This window comes from Ralstonia nicotianae (genome assembly GCF_018243235.1).
Classification (GTDB): domain Bacteria; phylum Pseudomonadota; class Gammaproteobacteria; order Burkholderiales; family Burkholderiaceae; genus Ralstonia; species Ralstonia nicotianae.
On record NZ_CP046674.1, the window covers coordinates 46,968 to 64,553 of the forward strand.

Genomic DNA, 17,586 nt, shown 5'->3' on the forward strand with positions numbered 1-17,586 from the left:
TGGCGCGCAGCAAGCCGGCCTTTGCGCGTCAAAGCCCCCGCGTACCCCGACACTCCGGATACGTAACACACCCCCAGAAGTGACTACCCATCTTGGCACCTTGCTTGGCCGTCCGGCGCACCATGACGTTGCCGCAGCGGGGGCAGTGGGGGCGTTCGGTGGACGAACTCCGTCGCACGCCGGGGCCGGGCATGGTCTTCCTGGCGAGCGCTGCCGCTTGGGCCTGCTTGATCAGCGTGGTCAGCGTGGCGCCGTCGACGAGGGCGATGTGCTTGCCTTTGGCAAAGGCCCTGGCGTCTGCGGTGAACACGCCGGAGGTCACCACGAAACCGCCGGCCGCGCCCTGGGCGGACATCGCGCCGTGGAGTTCGCGCACCGCGTCGACGGACACCTTGTACGCCTGCCACTGCTTGCACTGCACGAGAAAGAGATCGCGGCCTTTGCGCAGTTGCAGGTCGATGCCGCCATCCGCGCCGCCTTCGGGGGTTTCGGTCACGGTGTAGCCGTGCACGCGGAAGGCCTGACCGATCAGCCCTTCGAACTCGCGCCAGGACATCTGGCGCAGGACGGCGGCGTGTTTGCTCTGGGCCATGCGGTGCGCCACTTGCTCGCGCTTGCGCTCGGCGAAGTAGGCGGCGGCTGTACCGACGAGCAAGGCGAGCGGCACGAGGTATTGGCCGACCGTGGCCAGGGTCTTGAACAGTTCACCGACGGCCATGTCGCCGAGTTGGCCCAGCTGGCCGGGAATGGCCTGGGTGGGCGCGGGAATGCTGGCGTAGTGATGGAGGGCGCCGTAGGCAATGACGGCCAATGCGGGCCCCAGCCACCAGTGCAGCACACGTGCGAGTTCGAACAGGCCTTGCAGGACGTTGTCGTCGTGTCGCTTTGCCATGGCGGTGATCCCCCTGTGATCAGCTGGTCCGCTATGCCGCGTTTTTCTGCGTGCTGATCGCAGCATAGGCACAAATGCGGCAGTGCGGGAGACCGGATCAACCCGGAGTTATTAAAACTGGATAACGCCAGGTATAAAACCCGCTTAGCATGAGCGCATGGAGACTCGGCCGTGCCGCCTTCAGGCTTGCGCCAGCGCCTGATCCAGATCGGCAACGAGATCATCGATATGCTCGATCCCCACCGAGAGCCGAATCGTCTCCTGCCGTACCCCGGCCTTCGCCAGCTCCTTGGGCGACAGCTGCCGAAGCGTCGTCTAGGCGGGGGTGGGCTGTGTCATGGGCGGGTCTCGGGCTGGTGTTGGTGTGTGCAACGGTGAGCTCAAGCGGAGCATCGCACGACTCGGCGTACTGAGGCAGGGCGGCCGGTGCGGGTCACGCCGAGCATATCCCGGCACTCGCCGCGCATGAATCGCGGATTTCTCGTGTGCTTATCCGATGGCAACGCAGAAGCCGTTTTGAAAGACGCCGGTGCCTTTGCCAGGCATCGACGCATCCAAAAAGTGGGGTCGAGGGGTATCCAACGCTGCCGCTTTACTCTTACGATTCGCTGATAAACAAATAGAAGCGGCGATGCCCCATGGGGACGCCGCAATCGCAACCCGGGGGCGGGTTCCGAAATGCGCAGGGCAAGGCCGCGGCTAAACCGCAGCCCGCGCCTTTGCCGGCCACGGCCTGTGGGCGATCGACATCACAGGCGCCCAGCCGTGACGGGTGACGACGTGTGTCACCTCCCGGCCATCGGGCCTTGCCGCCCGAATGACGTGCGATGGCGCTAACCAGCCGATTCGGCAATTGCAGTTCAGATACGAAACCAGACAAGACATGCAGATCCTCCGAAAACTTCTTGCCGTGGCGCTGCTGGCCGCCTCGCTGTCCTGCTGGGCACAGGCGACAGGCCAACCTTCCGAACGCGAAGCCAACGTAGACCGGTTGCTGAAGGAGGGGATCCAGCTGGCCAGGTCGGGCCGGCAAGCCGAAGCCGCCGACGATTTCGACAAGGCCGCCGCCATCTATGAGGACGCCTATCACGACGAGAAGGCCAGGATGTACAGCGCGCGCTCCCGCCCGGAAGCGCTGCTCTACACGCTGGAGGCGGCCAATGCCAAGATCGCCGCGAAAGTGGTGTCGGGCAACTGGGCCTATGCGTACTACCTGAAGGGCTACGTCCTGGTGGAGATGCGCCGCCTGGACGAGGCCAAGGCCGCGCTGCAGCGGGCGATGGCGCTGTCGCCGCACAATGCGCAGTTCCTCACGGAACTCGGCGGCATCTATCAGCGCGAGAAGGATTGGCCGATGGCGATGCAGACCTTCCGGGCCGCCGAAGCGCAGGCGCGCGAGTTCTCGCCGCCGGAGCGGAAGAACACCGAGCTTGCGCGGGCGTGGCGCGGGCAGGCCTATGTCCATGTCGAGCTGAACCAGCTGGACGAGGCCGAGGCGCTGTATCGCAAATGCCTGGAACTCGATGCCAACGACACGCGGGCGCAGAACGAGCTGCGCTTCGTTCAGGGCCAGCGGGCGAAGTCCGCCGCGCAGTAGTGCCGCCCGGGCAGGCCGCGCGGCTGGGCCCGCCGCCCCCTCTGCCATAATGGCCCGACCTCCGGCCCCCTCCCTCACGCCATGGTCGTCCGCCCGCACCTGCACTGGTTCCGCATGCTGCTCGCGTGGCGGGGCTCGGTGCTCCCGCAGTTGTTGCCGCGCCTGTTCCTGATCTTCTGCATCTCGCTGATGGCGATGGCCGTGCATGTGCATTGGCTGCCCATCACGGTCAACCTGAGCACGACGCCGTTCTCGCTCATCGGCATCGCGCTGGCGGTGTTCCTGGGGTTCCGCAATAACGCGAGCTACGACCGCTACTGGGAGGCGCGCAAGCTCTGGGGCCAGTTGCTCAACGATGCGCGCTCGATGATGCGCCAGGCGCTGACGCTGCCGCGCGAGACGCTGGCGGCGGCGGATGTGCGCGAGTTCGTGCAGGTGCTCGGTGCCTTGCCGCATGCGCTGCGCCATCAGTTGCGCCGGACCGATCCGCGCGACGATCTCTCGGCCCGGCTGCCGGCGCCGCTGTTTGAGCGGGTGATGGCGTCGCGCTATCGGCCCGCGGCCCTCATGCTGTGGCTGGGCGAGTGGGTGCAGCGACGCGCGCGCGAAGGCTCGCTCGATGCGTGGGCCGTGCTCGCGTTCGATCGCAACCTGGGCTCGCTGTCGAATGTGATCGGCGGCTGCGAGCGTATCGTGTCGACGCCGCTGCCGTTCGCGTACTCGGTGATGATCCACCGCACCGTCTACTTCTTCTGCGCGGCGCTGCCGTTCGGGCTGGTGGAGAGCATCGGCAACTTCACGCCCGTCTTCTCGGTGTTCGTAGCCTATGCCTTCATGGCGCACGAGGCCATCGCCGCGCAGATCGAGGAGCCGTTCGGCACGGAGGACAACGACCTCGCGCTCAACACGATGTCGCTGATGATTGAAGACGCGGTGCGGGATCTGATGGGTGAGCCGAGTCTGGGCGATGAGGCAGCGGCGCGGGCGTTCATTCTGGATTGAGTGTTCACGCTGGCTGTGCTTCGATCAGCCCGTCAGTTCGTAGGACGTGCTGCGCCCGCCCGCATCGGACTTGCGCAGCACGCCCAGCGCAAGCAGTTCGTTGATATCCCGCAGCGCCGTATCCGCTGAACACTTGGCCATCGCGGCCCATTTGCTGCTGGTGAGCTTGCCCTCGAATCCGTCGAGCAGGCGGTTGAGCAGCTTGACCTGCCGGGCGTTCATCGGCGTAGTGGCCCAGCGTTGCCAGAAGCGCGTCTTGGCGAGGACGGCGTCGAGCGTATGCTGGGCGCTTCCGACGGCCCGATGGAGCGCGCCGAGAAACCACGCCAGCCAGCCGGTCACGTCGAGCGTGCCTTTCTGGGTCCGTTCGAGGATGTCGTAATAGTCCTTCCGCTCGCGCTGGATCTGCGCGGACAGGCTGTAGAACCGCTGCGGGCTGCCATCCGCCCGTGCCAGCAGCAGATCGCCGAGGGCGCGCGCGATGCGGCCGTTGCCGTCGTCGAAGGGATGCAGCGTGACGAACCACAGATGCGCCAGACCGGCCTTGAGGAGGGGCGGGTCCGAGGTCTGCGCGTTGACCCAGTCGATCAAGCGGGCCACCTCCGCGTCCAGCCGGTCCGCGGGCGGCGCTTCGACATGGACGCGCGGCCGGTGCATCGGGCCGGAAATCACCTGCATCGCGCCCTTGGCATCATCGCGCCAGGCTCCCACGCGCAAGCGGGACAAGCCGCTGTAGCCGATGGGGAAGAGCGCGGCGTGCCAGCCGAACAGGCGTTCGACCGTGACCGGCGCATCGCAGTGAAGCGTGGCATCCAACACCATCTCGACCACGCCTTCCACGTGCCGGTCCACGGGGGCCAATGCGCCGATATCGACCCCCAGATGACGGGCGATGGACGAACGCACCGACTCGGCATCGAGCCGTTCGCCTTCGATCTCGCTGGTCTTGAGGACGTCGTTGGTGAGGGCAGCAAGGCTGGCCTGGTCGCGCATGTCCATGCCGACGTCAGCCAGGCGGCCCAGCAGGAAGCCTTGCGCGCGCGCGACCTCCGTCAGCGGGCCTGCCAGCGCTGCGAGGTCGTAGTGCAGGGCGGGCCACTCGGGCGCCTGCCAGATGTAGAGCCAATCTCCGCGTTTCATGCGGAGATTATGCGGGCGATTCTCCGCACCGGCAATGTAATCACCGCGTATTTTGCGGAGAATAGCGTCCAAATCTCCGCACGCGCGTCGCTTGTACCGCGGCGATCCGAACTCCGGATCGAGCTGATCGGCCGCAAGTTCCTTCCTTAGCGCGTCACTCAAGAAAGGGGCCCCCAAGCCGTTACCCCTCAGAAGAGCCTTGCCCTTCACACCACGCGCCCGCACGCCCGAGCCGCTTCTCGAGGTTTGCCGGTGCAAGCCATCGATTGGAGAATTGCCCTTGCGCAACTGGACCGTCAAGAGAAAGCTTGCCACCCTGGTCGCCTCGATCATCATTGCCTTCGTGTGCCTGACCGTCTTCCTGCTCGGGCGCCAGGCCGCCGCAACGGCGGACATCCGGAGCCTGTACGACAAGGACTACCGTGCCGCGTCGATCATCGGCCAGATCGACGGGCTGCTCACCCGCGTGGATATCAACATCCTGCGGATGATCGCCATCGGCGATCCGGCTTCCATCTCGGGCTGGAAGGCCCAGAACACGGAGCGTTTCAACAAGGTCGACCAACTGCTGGTGGAGTTGGACGCATCGGCCGACCCGAGCATGGCGGCATCGATCAAGACCCTGGGCGAGGCCTATGGCCGCATGCGCAAGGGCATGGAGCACCAGGTCGAGGCGGTCGAGGCGGGTGATATCAAGCGCGGCGGCGAGATCAACAAGAACGAGGTCAAGGACAACGCCGACAAGACGTTCGGCACGCTGGCCGAGCTCAAGAGCGCGCAGGACCGGATCGCCAAGAACAAGGTCCAGGCCCAGGAAGCGGCGGCAGCATTGGCCCGCGTGGTCTCGATCACGGCGGCGGCGCTGATCGCGCTCGGCTCGCTGGGTCTCGGGCTGCTGATGCTGCGCGACCTGCTGCGCCAGCTCGGCGGCGAGCCGTCGGTGGCGGCCCAGGCGGTCAGCGCCATGGCGCAGGGCGACCTTTCCCGCGTGATTGCCGTCGACGCAGACGATAGGACGAGCCTGCTGGCCAAGCTCAAGGAGATGCAGGCGTCGCTGTCCGGCATCGTGGCCACCGTGCGCAACAACGCCGAAAGCGTGGCCACGGCCAGCGCCCAGATCGCGCAGGGCAATCAGGACCTGAGCCATCGCACCGAGCAGCAGGCCAGCGCGCTGCAGGAGACGTCGGCGACGATGGATGAGCTGGGCTCGACCGTGGGCAACAATGCCGAGAACGCGCGCCAGGCCAATCAGCTCGCGTCGGGGGCCTCCAGCGTTGCCGCCGAGGGTGGCGAGGTGGTCAGCCAGGTGGTCGGCATGATGAAGGGGATCAACGATGGCTCCAAGAAGATCGCCGACATCATCGGCGTCATCGACGGCATTGCGTTCCAGACCAACATTCTTGCGCTGAACGCCGCGGTGGAGGCCGCACGCGCGGGCGAGCAGGGCCGCGGGTTCGCGGTGGTCGCCGCCGAGGTGCGCAGCCTGGCGCAGCGCAGTGCCGCGGCCGCCAAGGAAATCAAGGCGTTGATCACGAGCAGCGTCGAGCAGGTTGAACAGGGCACCACGCTGGTCGACCGGGCCGGCGCGACGATGGAACAGATCGTGGGCGCGATCCAGCGCGTGTCCAACATCGTCGCCGAGATCAGCTCGGCCAGCGCGGAGCAGAGCTCCGGCGTCTCGCAGGTCGGCCAGGCCGTCAGCCAGATGGACGAGGCCACGCAGCAGAACGCCGCGCTGGTCGAGCAAAGCGCGGCGGCCGCGAGCAGCCTGCAAGGCCAGGCGCAGCAGCTCGTGCAGGCCGTCGCGGTGTTCAAGCTGGCGCGGTAGTCCGCGCCGCAGGCAACAAGAAGAGCCGGCCAGCCGGCTCGCTTCCGGAAAACCGTCGGGCGGCCACGCCCGACGATGGGGGATCGCCGTTGGTCCGGCCCCGACTCAAGGGCAAGGGCGGTTGATACGGCTTGGCCCCCGCCGGCGACGCGCCTCGCGCGCCGGCTACCCCAGTGCCCGCACCGATGTGCTGATCGCCCGTGCGCACTGCAGCAGCGGCGGCCCCAGCTTGGCTTCCATGTCTTCCGCCGTCCACCGGCCCGTCGGAGCCACCAGGTGGATGGCGCCCAGCGGCCGGCCGTTGCCGCCGACGATGGGCGCGGCGACGGTCATGTCGCCGAGGAACAGCTCTTCGCGATTGATGGCGTAGCCGCGCTGGCGCGCCTCGCGCAGCGTGGCGAGGATGTCGGCGACTTCGGTGCGGGTGTGCATGGTGTGGGCGACGCGCTCGGACGTCTCCACGATGGCGCGCGCCTCGGGCTCGGGCAGGGCGGACAGGTAGGCGCGGCCCGATGCGGTGCAATACATGGGGATACGGCTGCCGATCGGCATGTGCACCGGCACGAACTGCGCGCTCACGAAGCGGGCGACGTAGACCATCTCGCGCTGGTCGGGCTCGGTGAGACAGGAGGTCTCGGTGGTCACCTTGGTCAGTTCGGCCAGGAAGGGGTTGGCCACGTCGATGAGGGTGTCGGCGGCCAGGTAGTTGAAGCCGATCTTCATGGCCGCGGGCGTCAGCTGATAGCGGCGGGTCTTGGGATGCTTGCGCAGGTAGCCGAGGTGCTCCAGCGTATAGACCATGCGCTGGGCCGAACTCTTGTTGATGCCGGCGACGGCGGCCACCTCGGCGATCGTCATGGTGCGGCGCTGCGCGTTGAAGGCGCCCAGCACGGCCAGCCCTTTCTCCAGCGACTGGTTGAACAGCAGGTTGGGAGCGTCGTCGGGTTGGATCATGGAAGTGGCGCCGGCTTGGCTTATCCGCGGAACATCGACCCGTGTAGAATCGCATATCGATTCATATGCGTCGATTAGTGGTTTTCCATGATTATATGTCGATCCAATACGATCGATTATTGGCATGCCCATTGCATGAACGCGAACCCGTCCCCGCGTCGTCCCGTTCGGGGTGCGACTTTTCCGATTGCCAGGAGGTGTCTCATGTCTTTCGTCTCGTTTTCGCGCCGTGCCGCACTGGTTCTGTGCATGCTCGGCTCCGCCTCGCTCGCGTGGGCGCAAGGCGGCGGTGCCCCCACCTACAACGTGGGCGCGACGGCTACCGGCGTGCCGTTCACCTTCCTGGACGTGAAGAGCAATTCCATCCAGGGGATGATGGTCGATACCGTCACCGCCGTGGGCAAGGCGGGCGGCTTCAGCGTGAACGTGCAGCAGACGGTGTTCGCGGCGCTGATCCCGTCGCTGACGTCGAGCAAGATCGACATCATCTCGGCGGCCATGCTCAAGACGCCGGCGCGCGCGCAGGTGGTGGATTTCTCCGACCCCGTGTACTCGTACGGCGAGGGCCTGCTGGTCAAGGCCGACGACGCCAAGACCTACGCCTCGCTCGATGACCTGAAGGGCGAGGTGGTGGGCGCGCAGGTGGGCACGGTGTTCCTCGACATGCTCAACAAGAAGGGCATCTTCAAGGAAGTGCGCAGCTACGACTCGGTGGCCGACATGACGCGCGACCTGGCGCTGGGCCGCATCAAGGCGGGCCTGGGCGACCAGCCGATCCTCGCGTACCAGATCCGCCAGAACACCTTCCAGGGCGTGAAGCTGGTCTCGAGCTACAAGCCGGTGAACGTGGGCGATGTGTGCCTGGTGGTGCGCAAGGGCGACGCCGAACTGCTCGGCCGCATCAACAAGGCCATCGCCAAGATCAAGGCCGACGGCACGCTGGCGGCCATCGTGCAGAAGTGGGGCATCTGATCTCGGAGCGGTGAGCAGCCATGAGTGCAGCGGCATTTCTTGAGCACGCGCGGGAGTTCCTGCCGATCCTGCTGCAGGGGGCGGTGGTCACGGTCGAGGTGACCGTGCTGTCGTTCCTGCTGTCCAGCGTGATCGGGCTGGCGCTGGCGCTGATGCGGCTCTCGCCCATCAAGGCCGTGTCGGCGGCCGGGGCGACCATCGTCAACATCATCCGCGGGCTGCCGATCATCGTGCAGCTGTTCTACATCTACTTCGTGCTGCCGGACATCGGCATCCAGCTCACCGCGTTCCAGGCGGGCGTGATCGGGCTGGGCATTGCGTACTCCGCCTACCAGGCCGAGAACTTCCGCGCGGGCATCGAGGCGGTGGACCCGGGCCAGCGCGAGGCGGCGCAGGCGATGGGCATGCGCGGGGCGCTGATCATGCGGCGCGTGATCCTGCCGCAGGCCTTCCGCATCGCGCTGCCGCCGTACGGCAATACGCTGGTGATGATGCTCAAGGATTCGTCGCTGGTGTCCACCATCACGGTGGCGGAGATGACGCGCGCGGGGCAGCTGATCGCGTCGTCGACGTTCCAGAACATGACGGTCTATACGCTGGTGGCGCTGCTGTACCTGCTGATGAGCCTGCCGCTGGTGTTCGGCCTGCGCCGGCTGGAGCGCCGCATGGGCGCGGGAAGGGGCCAGCGATGATCGAGATCCACGAGCTGCAGAAGCACTTTGGCGAGCACCACGTGCTGCGCGGCGTGAGCCTGCACGTGGACAAGGGCGAGGTGGTGTGCCTGATCGGCCCGTCGGGCTCGGGCAAGTCGACCGTCCTGCGCTGCATCAACGGGCTGGAGTCGTACGACGGCGGCGAGATCCGCGCCTTCGGCGAGCGCGTGGACCGCGACGGCAAGGCCATCCACACGCTGCGCAGCCGCATGGGCATGGTGTTCCAGCGCTTCAACCTGTTCCCGCACCGCAGCGTGCTGGAGAACGTGATGGAAGGCCCGGTCTACGTGAAGGGCGAACGGCCCGATGCAGCGCGCGCCAAGGCCATGGCGCTGCTGGAGAAAGTAGGCCTGGCCGCCAAGGCGCAGGCCTACCCGGCCCAGCTCTCCGGCGGCCAGCAGCAGCGCGTGGCGATCGCCCGCGCGCTGGCGATGGAGCCCGAGGCGATGCTGTTCGACGAGCCCACCTCGGCGCTGGACCCGGAGCTCGTCGGCGACGTACTGGAGGTGATGCGCGCGCTGGCCCGCGAGGGCATGACGATGATCGTCGTCACGCACGAGATGGGCTTCGCGCGCGAGGTGGCCGACCGGGTGTGCTTCCTGCACAGCGGCACCATCGTCGAGGAAGGGCCGGCCGCGCAGGTGCTGGGCGCGCCGCGCCAGCCGCGCACGCAGGACTTCCTGCGCCGCGTGCTGCACAAGCCGGCCGAGCCGGCCACGGGAGACCTGGCGCTATGACCATGCCGTCGCCCGACATCGTGCCCGACGGCGAGCCGCTGCCGCCCTCGCTGTGGGCCGCGACGGCGCCGGCCGCGCCGCCCACGCCGGCCCTGCGGGAATCGATCGCCACCGATGTGCTGGTCATCGGCGGCGGCTACACGGGGCTATCGACCGCGCTACACCTGGCCGAACGCGGCACGGGCGTGACGGTGCTGGAAGCCAACGACCCAGGCTGGGGCGCCTCCGGGCGCAACGGCGGGCAGGTCAACCCGACGCTCAAGCACGACCCGGACGAACTGATGCGCATGCTGGGCGCCGCGCGCGCCGAGCCACTGATCGATGCGGTGTCGCGCTCGGCCGATCTGGTGTTTGACCTGATCGGCCGGCACGGCATCGACTGCCAGCCGGTGCGCGCGGGCTGGCTACAGCTGTCGTATTCGGACAAGGCGGTGCCGGCCATGCATGCGCGGGCGCACCAGTGGGCGCGGCGCGGGGTGCGGGTCGAGCTGCTGGACCGGGCCGCGGTGGCGCGCCGCGTGGGCACCGAGGCGTTCGCCGGCGGCTGGCTGGACGGCCGGGCGGGCGCCATCCAGCCGCTGGCCTATGCGCGCGGCCTGGTGCACGCCGCACAGCGGGCGGGCGCCGCCGTGCACGGCAACACGGCCGTCACCGCCCTGGAGCGGCAGGGCACGGCATGGGTCGCATCCACCGGCACCGGCGCGCGGGTCCGTGCCCAGCACGTGGTCATCGCCACCAACGGCTACACCGGTGCGCTGTGGCCGGGGCTGGCACAGACCGTGCTCAGTGCCAACAGCTTTATCGTCGCGACGCGGCCGCTGAAGCCGGCGGATGCGCAGGCCATCCTGGCGCGCGGCGAAACGGCTTCCACCTCGCAACGGCTGCTGCTGTATTTCCGCAAGGACGCGGCCGGGCGCCTGCTGATGGGTGGTCGCGGCTTCTTTGCCGAGCCGCGCGGTCCGCAGGATTTCGCACACCTCGAACGCTCACTGGAGCTGCTGTTTCCGCAGTTGGGCCGGCTCGACTACGCATACCGCTGGGCCGGCCGCATCGCCATCACGCGGGACTTCATGCCGCACATCCACGAGCCCGCGCCGGGCGTGACGATGGCGCTGGGCTGCAACGGGCGCGGCATCGCGCTGTGCACCAGCCTGGGCCAGCAGATCGCGGCGCGGCTGGCGGACAGCGGCCATGCGTTCCCGTACCCGGTGTCGCCCATCGTGCCGATTCCGCTGCACGGCCTGCAGCGCTTCTACATCGCCGCCGGGGTGGCTTGGTACAGCCTGCTGGACAAGCTTGGCTGAGTGCGCTCAGGCGGGCAGGCGCAGCGCCTCGATGAAGGCGCGCATGTGCCCCAGCACCGCATCGGCGTGCGTCCTGTGCGGCGTGTGCCCGCAGCCGGGCAGCAGCACCGGCGTGGCGAGGCCGCCGGCCTGCCGCACGATCGCGTCGACCTGCGCGGGCGTGCCGTACTGATCGTCCTCGCCCTGCATCACCAGCAGCGGGCAGGCGATCCGGGGCAGCAGCGCTTCGATGTTCCAGTCGCGGAAATCGGCGCGCTGCCAGGTCTCGGACCACGCCTTGAAGGTCTGCGTGGTCTTGTCGCCGTGATAGCGCGCCAGGCCCGCCAGCTTGCCCGCATCGAATGCGGCATCGGCCTCGCGGATGCCGGCCAGCGATGCCTCCTCCACGAACACGTGCGCCGCTTCGGTGACGACGGCGCGCAGCTGCGCCGGCTGGTCGGCCGCGTGGATGAGGGCGATGCTGCCGCCGTCCGAGTGGCCGATCAGCACGTAGGGCGTGTCGGGCATCAGGGCCCGCAGCACGTGCGGCAATTCGGTGCAGGCGGCGAGGTGCAGATAGTCGAGCCCGCGCGGCCGCGTCATCGGCGAGGACTGCCCGTAGCCGACGCGGTCATAGACCAGGCCGGGGCAGCCGGTGGCCGCGCACAGCCGTTGCGGGTAGTCGCCCCACATCTCGATGCAGCCCAGGCCCTCGTGCAGGAAGACGAGGGTGGGCCGGGCGGGGTCGCCGTCGATGCGCTGGGCGCGCAGGGTGCTGTGGTCGGGGCCGGGCAGGAGGGCAGGCGCGCTGGCCGTCACATCCGTCATGTGACACTCCGGTCGAAAGCGGTGGATGGGGATTCGGCCGCCTATTGTGCCCGAGGTCCCCGAGCGTGCGCCCACGCCGGCTATGGGGCATCTAAGTCTGCCCCGGCAGACTCGTGCGGACGCTCCCCTCAATCCCGGAGGCTCCGCATGAACACCGCATCACAGACGCACGACCCCGTCGACATCACCCGCAGCAAGCTGCCCGAGATCACGCTGGCGTTCTGGGTCATGAAGATCTGCGCCACCACGCTGGGCGAGACCGCCGGTGACCTGCTGTCGATGACGCTCAAGATCGGCTACGCGGCCAGTTCGGTGCTGCTGGTCGGCCTCTTCCTGGTGACGCTGGGCGCGCAGTTGCGCAGCCGTGCCTACCATCCGCTGCTGTACTGGACGGTGATCCTCTCGACCAGCACGGCCGGCACCACGCTGTCGGACTTCATGGACCGCACGCTCGGCCTCGGCTATGCGACCGGGTCGGCCATCCTCGCCGGCCTGCTCGGCGCGGTGCTGCTCTACTGGAAGCTGAGCCGCAAATCGCTATCGATCGCGCGGGTGCGGGGCGGCCAGGGCGAGCTGCTGTACTGGGGCGCCATCCTCGTCTCCAACACGCTGGGCACGGCGCTGGGCGACTTCCTGGCCGATTCGTCGGGGCTGGGCTTTGCCGGTGGGGCGCTGCTGATCGCCGGCATCATCGCGCTGATCGCGGCGGCGTATTATTTCACCGGCCTGTCGCGGGTGGCGCTGTTCTGGATGGCCTTTGTGCTGACGCGCCCGCTGGGCGCCACCGCGGGCGACCTGCTGACCAAGCCCGTGAGCGCGGGCGGCCTGAACCTGGGCACGGCCGGCGCATCGCTGGTGCTGCTGGCGGTCTTGCTGGCCACCGTCGGCCATGCGAGCTGGCAGGCGCGGCGCGTGAGCCTGCGGTCGGCGTAGGCCGCCTTTTTCGACAGAACCCGGAGCCGAAACCGGATGCGAGTCCTGCTGATCGAAGACGACCCGATGATCGGCGCGGTGGTGGAGGCCGCGCTGCGCGATGCCGCCTATGCGGTGGACTGGGTGCGCGACGGCCGGACCGCCGTCGACGTGAGCGCGCACCAGCACTACGACCTGCTGCTGCTCGACCTCGGCCTGCCGGGCCAGGACGGCCACGCGGTGCTGCGCACGCTGCGCGCGCGGGACAACCCGGTGCCGGTGCTGATCCTCACCGCGCGCGATGCGGTGGACGAGCGCGTGCGCGGCCTGGACGGCGGCGCCGACGACTACGTGCTCAAACCCTTCGAGATGGTGGAACTGCTGGCGCGCATGCGCGCCGTGCTGCGCCGCCGGGGCGGGGCCGCCAGCCCGGTGCTGAGCAACGGCGTGCTGTCGCTCGACCCAGCCACGCACGAGGTGCGCGCGGGCGACGGCGAGCCGGTGCGCCTGTCGGGCCGCGAGTTCGCGCTGCTGCAAGCGCTGATGCTGCGGCCCGGCGCCATCCTGTCGCGCGGCGAACTGGAGGAGCGCATCTACGGCTGGGGCCACGAGGTGGCCAGCAACGCGGTCGAGTTCCTCATCCACGCGCTGCGCAAGAAGCTGGGCGCGGAATCGATCAAGAACGTCAGGGGCGTGGGATGGATGGTGTCCAAGGGCCGGTGAAGCCATCGCTGCAGCGGCGGCTGTCGCTGTGGCTGTCGGCGATCATCGTGGCGGTGGCGGTGGCGGCGGGGGGCTTCGCCTTCGTGTCGGCGTTCAGCGAGGCGCACGAGCTGCAGGACGACGTGCTGCGCCAGGTCGGGGCGATGTTCGATCCGCAGCATCTGCCCGCCGCGTCCGCCGAGGCGCCGATGGCCGATCAGGAATCGCGCGTCGTCGTGCAGTTGCTGCCGGCACCGGGGGCGGACGCGGGCCGCGCCTCGACCCGCGCCACGCCGGTGTTCCCGTCCACCCTGGCCGACGGCATGCAGACCGCGCGCACCGGCAAATACGACTACCGCGTATGGGTGCGCACGCTCGCCGACGGCCAGCGCATCGCCGTGGCGCAGGAGACCGCCGTGCGCAACGAAACCGCGCGCAACAGTGCGCTGCACACGGTGATGCCGTTCCTGATCCTGGTGCCGATCCTGCTGCTGGCCATGGCGGATGTGCTGCGCAAGATGTTCGCGCCGATCCGCCGGCTCGCGCACGAGGTCGACCAGCGCGATGAGCGCCAGCTGCACGCCATCGCGCCCGATGCGGTGCCCGCGGAGGTGCGCCCCTTCGTGGTGGCCATCAACCGGCTGCTGGCGCGCGTGGCGCAGTCGGTGCAGGCGCAGCACCGCTTCGTCGCCGATGCGGCGCACGAGCTGCGCACGCCGCTCACGGCGCTGTCGCTGCAGGCCGAGCGGCTGGGGGAGGCGCCCATGTCGGCGGCCGCGCAGGAGCGGCTGGCCGCGCTGCGGCAGGGCATCGAGCGCAGCCGCGCGCTGCTGGAGCAGTTGCTGACGCTGGCGCGCGCCCAGGCGGACACGCAGGCGCCGGCGGGCGCGGTCTCGGTGCAGCGGGTGTTCCGCAGCGTGCTGGAAGACCTGATGCCGCTGGCCGAGGCCAAGCGGCTGGACCTGGGCGTCACCACGGACGCCGACGCACGCGTGCGCGCCGGCGAGCTCGACCTGTTCGTCATCCTGCGCAACCTGGTCGACAACGCGATCCGCTACACGCCGGACGGCGGCAGCATCGACCTGTCGCTGCAGACCGACGGCGGCCTGGCGCACATCACCGTGCAGGACACCGGGCCGGGCATCCCCGCATCGGAACGCGCGCGCGTGTTCGATGCGTTCTACCGCGTGCTCGGCAACGGCGCCACCGGCTCGGGGCTGGGGCTGTCGATCGTCGGCACGCTGGTGCAGCGGCTGGGCGGCGAGGTCGCGCTGGACGAGGCGGCCGGCACGGCGAGCGGGCTGCGGGCGACGGTGCGGCTACCGTTGGCCGGATAGCACACCCCACTTCGGCAGCCGTCATGTGAACGCGGCGCCATGCGATGATCGGCGGTTGCCCCGGCGCTGTGCCGGCCGCTCTTCCGCCCATCGACCACGATGCCGTCTTCCGAGCACCGTTATCACTTTCCGAATCTGCTGGAAGCGTTCTTCATCCTGATCGTGCTCTTCTTCACGGAGTACCTGATGAACGCGCTGATCTGGAAGCTGGGCCGCAATGCCGGCCTGCAGCCGATGGGCATCTACAGCATCGGGCGCGTGCTGGCGCACGGCCTGGTGTTCACGGTGCTGCTGCACCATGCCAAGGGCACGTACCGGGCGCTGGTGCACGAGAACCCCAGTTCCTGGCAGGCGACGCTGGCCGTGTTCACGGGGCCGGTGCTGCTGCTGACGCCCGGCTTGCTGCTGCTCGGGAGCCTGCTGCAAATGCTGGTGCTGCAGCTGTTCCCGATGAGTTCGTCGATGAGCGACGGCTGGCACAAGTTCCTCACCGGCGGCCTGGGCGCGATCGCGCTGATCTGCCTGATCGCTCCGGTCGTGGAGGAGATGCTGTTCCGGGGGGTCATCCTGCGCAGCTTCCTGCGGCAGTATCCGGCCGGCGTCGCCATCGTCCATTCGGCGGCGGTGTTCGGGCTGGCGCACCTGAATGTGTACCAGTTCATGCTCGCCTTTTTGCTCGGCCTGCTGCTGGGCAAGCTGTACGAACGCACGCGCTCGCTGCTGCCCGGCATGCTGGTGCACGGGTTCTACAACACGGCCATCATGATTCTGGCCTGGCAATCCGAACCCAGCGAATGGGGTACCGCGGCCGACTGGTCGGTGACGTGGTGCGTCTTGGCCGTGGTCAGCGGCGGTGCGGGTGCGTGGCTGCTCTACAAGCTGCTTGCACCGGCGCCGTCCTCCCGCGCCGCGCCGCAAGCGTAGCGGCTGACGGCCGATATCCGCGGCCATCAGCGTCACCCGCACAAGTCGTCAACGAATCGAGAACCGACGACTTTTGCGCCCCGTATGCGAAGAAACGCTGTCGCATTGTGGCGGCCGCAAGCCCGCCGTCAGGGACGGCGCCGGTGTGCGACGCGGAACAACGCGGGGCAGGAGCGGGAAACCGGCGTTGCCGAAGGGCGGCGCTTTGCACCGGACAACGAGCGATCGATGCCAGCGATCCGGGTGACCACTAGTCAGCGCACCTCCGGCAACTGACGAATAAAAAGATCATCGATCATCCAGCAACGGCGCATGATGGCCCCAATCACGCATGGGTCTTGCACAAAGACATTTGACGCCACGCCCTATAAAAAATATCTTACGATATGTTTTCAGATTAAATAGTGACTGACGCAAGGGGGGCATAGACCACCCCGGAATACGGCACGCTTTCTCTCCGATCCCATGCCCACTCTCGCCCCCCAACACGAGCGCCGCCTGCTGTGGCTGCTGGCGCTAACCCAGTTCACCATCATCATGGACTTCATGGTGATGATGCCGCTCGGGCCCCAGATCATGCACACCTTCGGCATCGGCCCGGCGGCGTTCGCCGCGGCGGTGTCGGCGTATTCGTGGTGCTCGGGCGCGTCCGGCCTGCTGGCGGCCACGTACATCGACCGCTTCGACCGGCGGCGCCTGCTGCTCACGGTGTATGCGCTGTTCTCGCTGTCCAACCTGGCCTGCGCGCTGGCGGGCACGTTTCCGCTGCTGCTGGCGGCGCGGGCGTTTGCCGGGCTGTCGGGCGGGGTGCTGGGCTCGGTCATCCTGGCCATCGTGTCGGATGTGGTCCCGCCTGCGCGGCGGGGCGCGGCCACCGGCGTGATCATGTCGTCGTTCGCGCTGGCGGCGGTGGCGGGGGTGCCGATCGGCATCGCGCTCGGTGCGCACCTGGGCTGGGCGGCGCCGTTCTTCCTGCTGACCGCGCTGACGGCACTGTTCTGGCTGGGCGCGCGGCAGACGGTGCCACCGCTGACCGCACACCTGCGCGAAGACGGCCACTCGCTCGGCCAGATCCTCGGCGGGCTGTGGCAACTGCTGACCCATCCGCACCACCTGCGCGCCTTCGTGCTGACCTTCGTGATGATGTCATCGCACATGATGGTGATTCCGTTCATCTCGCCGGTGCTGGTGGCCAACCACGGCATCGCGCCGCAGGACCTGTCCTGGCTGTACGTGGCGGGCGGCGCGGCGACGTTCTTCACCTCGCGCGCGGTCGGCAGGCTGGCCGACCGCTACGGCCGCCGCCGCGTGTTCGTGGCGGCCGCGCTGCTGTCGTTCATTCCCGTGCTGGTGATGACGCATCTGCCGGCGTGGCCGTTCATCGGCATGCTGCTGTTCTTCCCGTGCTTCATGGTGATCCTGTCGAGCCGGATGGTGCCGATGCAGGCGCTGATGACCACGGTGCCGGCGCCGCAGGTGCGCGGGGCCTTCCTGTCGGCCAACAGCGCGGTGATGTCGATCGGCACGGGCTGCGGAGCCTGGCTGGGCGGCCTGCTGCTGTCCACCGGCGCGGGCGGGCAGATCGACGGCTACGGCTTCAACGGCTGGGTGGCCGTGGTGGCTTCGCTGTTCTGCGTGCTGTGGATCCGCGGCATCAAGGGGTCGGATGCGCATGGCGATCCGTCGATGCCGCACCAGGCCTGCGCCCCGGGCGAAACGGAACGGACCTGACGCCATCACCACCAGGGGACGCGGCGGTTAAGCT

The 17,586-nt window shown here is 68.4% G+C and carries 16 protein-coding genes and 1 pseudogene; 12 read left to right on the forward strand and 5 right to left on the reverse strand.

Annotation, left to right across the window (positions count from 1 at the left end; all coding sequences use genetic code 11):
• Nucleotides 1-28: 28 nt before the first annotated feature.
• Together GO999_RS00160 and GO999_RS00165 are read right to left on the reverse strand one after the other, a co-directional pair.
• Nucleotides 29-892: a restriction endonuclease gene (locus GO999_RS00160; RefSeq protein WP_028861219.1), complete on the reverse strand. Its 864-nt coding sequence runs from the start codon at nucleotides 890-892 to the stop codon at nucleotides 29-31.
• 180 nt (nucleotides 893-1,072) lie between these two features.
• Nucleotides 1,073-1,207, reverse strand: a pseudogene (locus tag GO999_RS00165) (PLP-dependent transferase); the annotation flags it as partial.
• Between the two features lie 568 nt (nucleotides 1,208-1,775).
• Here GO999_RS00165 and GO999_RS00170 point away from each other — a divergent pair.
• Entirely contained in the window at nucleotides 1,776-2,489 is a 714-nt protein-coding gene (locus tag GO999_RS00170) for a tetratricopeptide repeat protein (RefSeq protein ID WP_211906442.1), read from the forward strand.
• An 81-nt stretch (nucleotides 2,490-2,570) separates the two neighbouring features.
• Nucleotides 2,571-3,491, forward strand: a complete 921-nt coding sequence (locus GO999_RS00175) for a bestrophin family protein (RefSeq protein ID WP_211906443.1) — start codon at nucleotides 2,571-2,573, stop codon at nucleotides 3,489-3,491.
• A 24-nt stretch (nucleotides 3,492-3,515) separates the two neighbouring features.
• Here the strand turns inward: GO999_RS00175 and GO999_RS00180 are convergent, their stop codons facing one another.
• Nucleotides 3,516-4,631 (reverse strand): Fic family protein, encoded by a 1,116-nt coding sequence (locus tag GO999_RS00180; protein WP_211906444.1) that lies wholly within the window; start codon nucleotides 4,629-4,631, stop codon nucleotides 3,516-3,518.
• A 280-nt stretch (nucleotides 4,632-4,911) separates the two neighbouring features.
• On the opposite strand from GO999_RS00180, the gene GO999_RS00185 reads away from it, so the two are divergent.
• Nucleotides 4,912-6,459, forward strand: a complete 1,548-nt coding sequence (locus tag GO999_RS00185; protein WP_016722673.1) for a methyl-accepting chemotaxis protein — start codon at nucleotides 4,912-4,914, stop codon at nucleotides 6,457-6,459.
• Between the two features lie 165 nt (nucleotides 6,460-6,624).
• Here the strand turns inward: GO999_RS00185 and GO999_RS00190 are convergent, their stop codons facing one another.
• Complete coding sequence (locus tag GO999_RS00190; protein ID WP_011003291.1) at nucleotides 6,625-7,413, reverse strand: IclR family transcriptional regulator; 789 nt, start codon at nucleotides 7,411-7,413, stop codon at nucleotides 6,625-6,627.
• A 204-nt stretch (nucleotides 7,414-7,617) separates the two neighbouring features.
• Between GO999_RS00190 and GO999_RS00195 the strand changes: the two genes are divergently transcribed.
• From GO999_RS00195 to GO999_RS00210, 4 genes are read left to right on the forward strand one after another with little or no spacing between them, the layout of a single operon-like run.
• Nucleotides 7,618-8,385 carry an ABC transporter substrate-binding protein gene (locus GO999_RS00195; RefSeq protein WP_019717283.1) on the forward strand — a complete coding sequence of 256 codons (768 nt, stop codon included), beginning with the start codon at nucleotides 7,618-7,620 and terminating at the stop codon, nucleotides 8,383-8,385.
• A 20-nt stretch (nucleotides 8,386-8,405) separates the two neighbouring features.
• On the forward strand, nucleotides 8,406-9,077 hold the full coding sequence (ehuD, locus tag GO999_RS00200; RefSeq protein ID WP_011003289.1) for an ectoine/hydroxyectoine ABC transporter permease subunit EhuD: 672 nt from the start codon (nucleotides 8,406-8,408) through the stop codon (nucleotides 9,075-9,077).
• The gene (locus GO999_RS00205; RefSeq protein ID WP_211906445.1) at nucleotides 9,074-9,835 is read left to right on the forward strand and encodes an amino acid ABC transporter ATP-binding protein; all 762 of its coding nucleotides are present in this window, start codon (nucleotides 9,074-9,076) and stop codon (nucleotides 9,833-9,835) included. Before ehuD ends, GO999_RS00205 begins: the two co-directional genes overlap by 4 nt.
• Nucleotides 9,832-11,139: an NAD(P)/FAD-dependent oxidoreductase gene (locus GO999_RS00210; RefSeq protein WP_211906446.1), complete on the forward strand. Its 1,308-nt coding sequence runs from the start codon at nucleotides 9,832-9,834 to the stop codon at nucleotides 11,137-11,139. The genes GO999_RS00205 and GO999_RS00210 overlap by 4 nt, the downstream gene beginning before the upstream one ends.
• Before the next feature lie 6 nt (nucleotides 11,140-11,145).
• Here the strand turns inward: GO999_RS00210 and GO999_RS00215 are convergent, their stop codons facing one another.
• Entirely contained in the window at nucleotides 11,146-11,946 is an 801-nt protein-coding gene (locus GO999_RS00215) for an alpha/beta fold hydrolase (protein ID WP_211906447.1), read from the reverse strand.
• Between the two features lie 147 nt (nucleotides 11,947-12,093).
• Between GO999_RS00215 and GO999_RS00220 the strand changes: the two genes are divergently transcribed.
• The 5 genes from GO999_RS00220 to GO999_RS00240 all read left to right on the forward strand — a co-directional run bounded on the left by GO999_RS00220 (nucleotide 12,094) and on the right by GO999_RS00240 (nucleotide 17,552).
• Nucleotides 12,094-12,879, forward strand: a complete 786-nt coding sequence (locus GO999_RS00220; RefSeq protein WP_211906448.1) for a COG4705 family protein — start codon at nucleotides 12,094-12,096, stop codon at nucleotides 12,877-12,879.
• A gap of 36 nt (nucleotides 12,880-12,915) precedes the next feature.
• Nucleotides 12,916-13,581: a response regulator gene (locus tag GO999_RS00225; RefSeq protein ID WP_011003284.1), complete on the forward strand. Its 666-nt coding sequence runs from the start codon at nucleotides 12,916-12,918 to the stop codon at nucleotides 13,579-13,581.
• Complete coding sequence (locus GO999_RS00230) at nucleotides 13,557-14,897, forward strand: ATP-binding protein (protein ID WP_211906449.1); 1,341 nt, start codon at nucleotides 13,557-13,559, stop codon at nucleotides 14,895-14,897. The genes GO999_RS00225 and GO999_RS00230 overlap by 25 nt, the downstream gene beginning before the upstream one ends.
• A gap of 99 nt (nucleotides 14,898-14,996) precedes the next feature.
• Nucleotides 14,997-15,821 carry a CPBP family intramembrane glutamic endopeptidase gene (locus GO999_RS00235; protein WP_211906450.1) on the forward strand — a complete coding sequence of 275 codons (825 nt, stop codon included), beginning with the start codon at nucleotides 14,997-14,999 and terminating at the stop codon, nucleotides 15,819-15,821.
• 465 nt (nucleotides 15,822-16,286) lie between these two features.
• Nucleotides 16,287-17,552: an MFS transporter gene (locus GO999_RS00240; RefSeq protein ID WP_020833145.1), complete on the forward strand. Its 1,266-nt coding sequence runs from the start codon at nucleotides 16,287-16,289 to the stop codon at nucleotides 17,550-17,552.
• Nucleotides 17,553-17,586 lie beyond the last annotated feature (34 nt).